Consider the following 581-nt stretch of genomic DNA (forward strand, 5'->3'; position numbering starts at 1 on the left):
CGGATGGCCTCTCCCGTCGAGCAGAACGCCGAAATTCACGACAATCGGGCTTCCGGACGAAATCTCGCGCATCCCTTGTGCGGCTGCGCGTAGTCGAGGTCGGTTCCGGGAGAGAGCGAAATGACACTCTAAGGGGCAAGAAAGCCCGTTCCGATCGAACCCACGTGGATTTTGATGCGGGTAGGCCTTGATTTGCAGGGTGCGGCCGTTGTCCAAAACAGACTATACTCAAGAGCGGCCAGAGGAGGACGGGTCTGTGAGCGACCAGGAATTGCAGCACATCATCACCAAATCACGGGACGCCAAACACGGCGGGGTTGGAGTCTTGTCTACAAGCGAGAAGCTAGCCGCTGCACTGGTGCTAAACCGGCCCGACTGGCTGGCCGAAATGAACTACACGCTCGCGGAGGCCATAGAACGCGTCGGTCCGGTATGGCTGACCTTGATTCCGAAAGCAGCGCGCGAGCTGGAATACGAAGACGAGCGCGCAGCGGGTAAGGCATGATCCAGCAGGCCGGCCAGGCGGCATCATCAACCTGTCCTTGTCCGGCCCATGAACCACGGCGGCCTCGCTGTAAGGT

1 protein-coding gene is annotated in these 581 nt (G+C 59.9%); it reads left to right on the forward strand.

All coding sequences use genetic code 11. From position 1 onward, the window contains the following. The first annotated feature begins 256 nt into the window (after positions 1-256). Entirely contained in the window at positions 257-505 is a 249-nt protein-coding gene (locus EOA33_RS37980; RefSeq protein ID WP_127407860.1) for a hypothetical protein, read from the forward strand. Positions 506-581 lie beyond the last annotated feature (76 nt).

Origin of the sequence: Mesorhizobium sp. M4A.F.Ca.ET.050.02.1.1 (assembly GCF_003997725.1) — a bacterium.
Lineage (GTDB): Bacteria > Pseudomonadota > Alphaproteobacteria > Rhizobiales > Rhizobiaceae > Mesorhizobium.